This window comes from Pseudoalteromonas caenipelagi, assembly GCF_013140855.1.
GTDB classification, from domain to species: Bacteria; Pseudomonadota; Gammaproteobacteria; order Enterobacterales; family Alteromonadaceae; genus Pseudoalteromonas; species Pseudoalteromonas caenipelagi.
On the sequence record NZ_JABBPG010000019.1, the window covers coordinates 1 to 5,712 of the forward strand.

4 protein-coding genes and 1 pseudogene are annotated in these 5,712 nt (G+C 38.9%); 2 read left to right on the plus strand and 3 right to left on the minus strand.

Annotated elements, in window-relative coordinates:
* Positions 1-196 precede the first annotated feature (196 nt).
* Positions 197-391, plus strand: a pseudogene (locus HG263_RS22515) (IS630 family transposase); the annotation flags it as partial.
* A 229-nt stretch (positions 392-620) separates the two neighbouring features.
* Complete coding sequence (gene lexA, locus HG263_RS22025; protein ID WP_171628223.1) at positions 621-1,238, plus strand: transcriptional repressor LexA; 618 nt, start codon at positions 621-623, stop codon at positions 1,236-1,238.
* A 140-nt stretch (positions 1,239-1,378) separates the two neighbouring features.
* Here the strand turns inward: lexA and HG263_RS22030 are convergent, their stop codons facing one another.
* Genes HG263_RS22030 through HG263_RS22040 form a run of 3 tightly spaced genes read right to left on the minus strand, consistent with a single transcriptional unit; the run spans position 1,379 to position 5,393 of the window.
* Positions 1,379-2,290, minus strand: coding sequence for a two-component system response regulator (locus HG263_RS22030; protein ID WP_171628224.1), 912 nt, complete (start codon positions 2,288-2,290; stop codon positions 1,379-1,381).
* Positions 2,287-2,700 carry a response regulator gene (locus tag HG263_RS22035; RefSeq protein ID WP_171628225.1) on the minus strand — a complete coding sequence of 138 codons (414 nt, stop codon included), beginning with the start codon at positions 2,698-2,700 and terminating at the stop codon, positions 2,287-2,289. Before HG263_RS22035 ends, HG263_RS22030 begins: the two co-directional genes overlap by 4 nt.
* Before the next feature lie 2 nt (positions 2,701-2,702).
* A complete protein-coding gene (locus HG263_RS22040; protein ID WP_171628226.1) occupies positions 2,703-5,393 on the minus strand; it encodes a PAS domain-containing protein in 2,691 nt (896 codons plus the stop codon).
* Between the last annotated feature and the right edge of the window lie 319 nt (positions 5,394-5,712).

The window sequence follows — 5,712 nt, forward strand, 5'->3', positions numbered from 1 at the left end:
CTCACTGCGTTCGTTGTCGTTAACCCTTTGCACCTTAACTTCGCTCACTGTCATTAAACATTTGCACCTTAGCTTCGCTCATGTCGCTAACCTTTTGCACTATACTTCACCTTGCGCAAAGGAAACGCACTCACTGCGTTCGTTGTCGTTAACCCTTTGCACCTTAGCGTCGATGATAGTGTGGCAGCTGCCATGTGGTACAAGACCGAGAGTAGTCAAACAACTGCAATTCGAATACGACCACCTGTTTGGAGCAACCTGTCCGAACAACGGAAAAACTGAAGCTGATCCTCCGTGTGTGAACAAAGAAGCGATGGCATTACATTTGGAACAAATATCAAAAGCCACAGAGTCTGGTCGGCATGCTGCAGTTATAATGGATGGGGCTGGATGTGTTAGCACTATCTATCGAATAGAAATTATTAGGAGATGGTTGAGGAAGTTTCAAAGGCATGGAATGAGTTTATTTTTGTACCTATTGTTGTGGAGAAGTGTGTTACCGTAAGTGGATAAAACTGACTGAACCTTTTTACAGATTTGTATTATTTTTTTTTCTGCATTGCGATTTTTTACTAACTGTATATACTCACAGTAAATGTACTGTATGGAAAACCAGTTGTATGCGACCACTTACTAAAAGACAAGAACAAGTATTCGAATTAATTAGAGTATTTATTAAAGATACAGGCATGCCGCCAACAAGAGCTGAGATTGCTGAAGCTTTAGGTTTTAAAAGTGCGAATGCAGCTGAAGAGCATTTAAAGGCCCTTGCAAAAAAAGGGGTTATAGAAATGGTGCCAGGAGCAAGCCGTGGTATCAGATTAGTTGACGATCAAGATCCGGAAGATTTAGGCCTACCGTTAATTGGTCGAGTTGCCGCGGGTGAGCCAATTTTGGCGCAGCAGCATGTTGAAACGCACTGCCAAATAGACGCTCATTTATTCAAACCTGCTGCGGATTACTTACTACGAGTAAATGGTATGAGTATGAAGGATATAGGTATTATTGATGGTGACTTACTTGCTGTTCATAGCACAAAGGTTGCTGAAAACGGACAAGTGGTTGTTGCAAGAGTTGAAGATGAAGTGACTGTTAAAAGGATTGAAAAGGCTGGTAGTAAGGTATATTTGCATGCAGAAAATGAAGAGTTTGCCCCAATTACAGTTGATTTAAGATATCAATCATTTGAAATAGAAGGCCTTGCTGTAGGCATTATTCGTAATAACAGTTGGGTTTAGGATACTTCAAGCTTAGCTCTGTAACTAAGCTTTTCTATGCCAGTGCCTATGTAAAATGCTCCTAAGTTCTATTTAAAGCGCGACAGGAGCAATGTGTACAACAATGACCAACAAAGTAACTTCTGGTGCTATTTTATTTTTTAGCTATTAATTTTAAAAGGTCTCCCTGCTTCTTTAGCATGATACATTGCAGCATCAGCGTTGTTGATCAATTGAGATTCGTTTTCACCATCTTCAGGAAAGAGTACTGCACCAATACTCACTTCTAGATTAACCTCATGGATTTGACTGTTATTCCCTTCGATGCAGTAGCTATCGGCAAGTAAATTGTATTTGTGCAGGGTCAATTTAGCGAGTTGCTGTTTGTCTGAAACATGAGGTGCGATAATAACAAACTCATCACCACCATATCTGGCAACAAAGTCGGATGTTCTACGAAACATTTTGAGTTTGGCCGCTATACTCTTTAACAATTGGTCACCGGCTTGATGACCTAGTTCATCGTTAACCGTTTTAAAGTTATCTAAATCAATGAACAAAAGTCCAAAACGCGTATTATATCTAATGGCGTCCTGAACATACTTATGAAGCTCATTATCAAATGAGCCTCTATTGTTGAGCATGGTCAGTTTATCTATCACTACCATGTTTTCTAGATTACGTTGTAGTTCGAATCGCTCTTTTGAGAAGACTATGGTTCTAGTGAGTAATGACGTAGTGAGCTCGTATTTTGGAATATAGTCTTGAGCTCCTAATTGAATTGTTTTCTCTCCGATCTCTCCTTCTGAATTACCTGTTAACACTATGATAGGGGTGTTGGAAACAAAGTGTTTAACTGCAACTAGCGTGTTTAGGCCGGTACTTTCAGGCAAGTTTAGGTCAATAAGTAGTATATCTGGATAACATTGTTGTGTTGCTGCTTTCAAAGAGGATAGGTCTTTGAACGCTTTTAATCTGAACTGGTGACGACCACTATAGTTAGCCAGAAACTGCTTTATTAGGTAAATATCATCTTCATTATCTTCTAAAAGATAAATTAACCATCTATTCATTGAGTGCTCCTAGCAAAGTGGTTGTAGTTGAACCAATATTTAGTAAGCACTTCGAGCAGCTCGATTAGATCAACTATCTTACTAGGTTTAGTGATATATGATTTGGCACCCAACGAAAATGCATGCTCAATATCAGATGGATGATTCGAAGTCGTGTAGCCTATTAGGCAAAGCATATTACTCATGCCTCTTTGGTTTATATGCTTTAAAGCCTCCAAGCCACCCATTTTTGGCATATTTAGGTCAACTAAATATAGTTGTTCAGTTTTGGAACCAGGGGTGTCTATATATTCCAAAAGCTGTTCACCATTTTGTAAAACGATTAGGTTTGGCTTGGGGATGATATGCTCGCAAGCAGTGGTAAAAAGATAAACATCATCAGGATCGTCGTCGACTAGAACAATATCCATAACTACTCCTTAGTGGCTGGTAAGTTTATTATAAAAGTTGTGCCGCTTTCTTCCTGACTTCGACACACAATCTCACCTTCGTGTAACTTAATAATTTCTTTGCACATAGCCAAGCCAATACCGCTGCCCGAGTAATTAACACCATTATCTAATCTTTTAAATGGTTCAAATATGCTACGCCAATATGGCTCCTTAATGCCAATACCGTTATCTTCATAAAAAATAGTGACTAGGTTATCTTTCGAGGTGCAAAATATACGTATTTCCGGTGTTAGTTTAGTATCAATAAATTTAAGGCTGTTTGAAACCAGGTTTTGAAAGACTTGGACGAATAAAGAGCTATCAACATTTAAAATTTGCTCTGGTGTTTCCACATTTATTTTCGCATTGTGCTCCTCAATCAAATAACTTATCTGCTCACAGGTATCATCAATGAGGTCTCCCAAGGTTGTTTGTAATGGCCTTATCTTTTGTGATTGCAATCGGGATAGTTTAAGAAGATCTTGTATCATTGTGCGCATGCGATCCGCAGCTTCAATTAATCTAGACATCTCAAATTTCGCATTTTCATCTTTTTTCAAGTGCTTAGTTAGCCGTACCGATAAGCTATCAGTAAATGCGATGATTTTTCTTAAAGGTTCCTGAAGGTCATGGGAGGCAAGAAAAGCAAAATGTTCTAGATTTTCGTTGGATGATTTTAGTTTTAATAGTAACTGGGCCTGATCTGTTATATCGACGAAGGTGCCAAGTAGCACTTTTGGTTTACCATTTTTATCTCTGGTAATTATGGTATCTACAGCACTACACCATATCCAATTGCCGCTCTTATGTTTTAAGCGATACTCAACAGATATTAGCTCCTGCTGCTTGCTTGAAAGTACCTTATCAAAGTGGGAAACTAATTTGGGCTCATCATCTGGATGAATAAGTTCACTCATAGTCGTGTTTTTCAGGTCATTAATACTGTATCCCAAAATGTCTGTGTAGCGCTGATTGATCCGAGTATTTCTTTTGTTCTCAATGTCATATAAATACAAGCCACATACAGCCGAATTAATTATCTGTTCCAAGAATGTTCGGTTTTCTTCAAGCTCCTGCTCTGCCAGCTTCCGAGCAGTGATATCGATGGCTGTACCAACAATTTTCACAACATCATTATTTGAGTCAACAATAGGGTAGAGGGTTGTCTGATACCATCTGTTTTCATTATTGTTGGGAATCATTTCAACATATTCAAACGGCGATTTCCGCTCACAGCAAAGCAAGTAATTGTTTCTGACTTTGCTCACAATATCTGGTGCAAGAATTGAGTTATCTAATTCGGATAAACGCTTATTCATAATATCGTCAGGGGATACATTGATTCTCTCGCTTGCCGCTTTATTAAATTGCAAAAACGTAAAGTCTTCATTTGGCTCTACCTTCAGCAACCAGATAGCTTGGTTGGTGCCATCGAATAGACAGTTAAGGATATTTGTTTTTTCAGCAATTTGAGATTCTAGCTGTTTGCTATCTTGAATGTAACGCAATGCACCAGACATGATGCAAGCATTACCATTTTCGTCAAATTGACTATTCCCCACAGCTAAAAACCAAGCGTACACGCCATCTTGGTTACGTCCTAAGTACTCCACTTGAAGTTTCTTTTTGGTTTCAAAGTGATTTTTTATAGCATCTTCGACTACAGGGCGGTAGTCGGGGTGAATATGTTCATACCAGTCTAAGTAAGTCGGGTTTTTTAGGTGCTCCTTACCAATCATCTTCATTAATGTAGGGGAATAGATGACACTATCATTCTGGACATCCCACTCCCATACACCATCTTCCGTTGCACTAATGGCTCTTTCAATTCTCTGATGCGACGCATTAAGCTGTTGCTTTAGCTGTTTGTAGGACGATAAGTTGTTAAATATTGCTATTGTAAACTTTTGCTCCTCAAACGAAGAGTGTACTAGTTTCATTTCCATTGGGATCGCAACGCCAGTTTTTGTAATTATCTGACATAGCAGCTCAAGTGCTTGAGGCTTATTCCGTCTTGACTCTGAAAGTAAGGTCGATAAGTCATGAAATGGGTCGTCGAGCTGAATATGATCTGACAATTGTGTACCGAGCATTGGTTTTGCATTTTTATAGCCCAACTCTTTCAACAGTTGGGGGTTACACTTCACTATGTTGTAAGAATCATCGAGTAATAGTGTGCTAACGGGTAAGCTATTGAGCATAAACTCAGTTGTTCTGTGCTCGGCGAGCAAAGATTTAAGTTGTTTTTGCTCATTGGTTAATTTCGAAAGTTTATCTTTCACCCCAAAAAACTGGCTCGGTGTGGGAATAGCGACTGCATTTGGTATTAGTCTGAACAGGTAGATTGCAGTGACCATAGATACGACGGCGGTAAGAGCTTTAGAAATCCCGTGTATTCCATACGCCCCATGCCAAACAGTATAGATACCAATCAGGTGTGTTATTCCGCATAATGTTATAAAACTGGAAAATAAAATAAATAGCCAATGCCGACCTACTTCAGGCCGTTTTTTCACGAAAATCATAATGGCGATAGGAATAGAAAAGTAGGCTGTGGCTATCAGTAAATCTGAAATGACATTCGTCCAAAGTAGGTGTGGTTGCCATAAATAGCAATGCCCATGAGGCATATATGTTTGATGAAAAAAAGAATGAATGCTATTGAGCTCCACTTTTACATATCCTAATGTTAAAAATGTACTCTTATAGCCTAGACGCAAAAGAGTAAAGCTCAAGTGGAACGCTTTGGCTTAGTTATTACTACTGATTTTATTTGCAGTTAAACTTTGCAGAGAAAAAGCATGTACATGACTTCCTGTGCTTTCATCTAAATGAGCTTATTAGATACCTAAATTGTATATAAAAAGCCTTTTCGCTCGAAAATTACGCGAACAACCTATTTTCATCACTTTTCTTCAAAAATTCTGCAAAAACCGCTTGCGCTTTTAATTCGCCGCCCTATAATGCGACCCCACTGACACGGAGCGCTAC

Coding starts and splice junctions, on each gene's coding strand:
- lexA (WP_171628223.1), top strand. CDS start 621: ATGCGACCACTTACTAAAAGACAAGAACAAGTATTCGAATTAATTAGA.
- HG263_RS22035 (WP_171628225.1), bottom strand. CDS start 2,700: ATGGATATTGTTCTAGTCGACGACGATCCTGATGATGTTTATCTTTTT.
- HG263_RS22030 (WP_171628224.1), bottom strand. CDS start 2,290: ATGAATAGATGGTTAATTTATCTTTTAGAAGATAATGAAGATGATATT.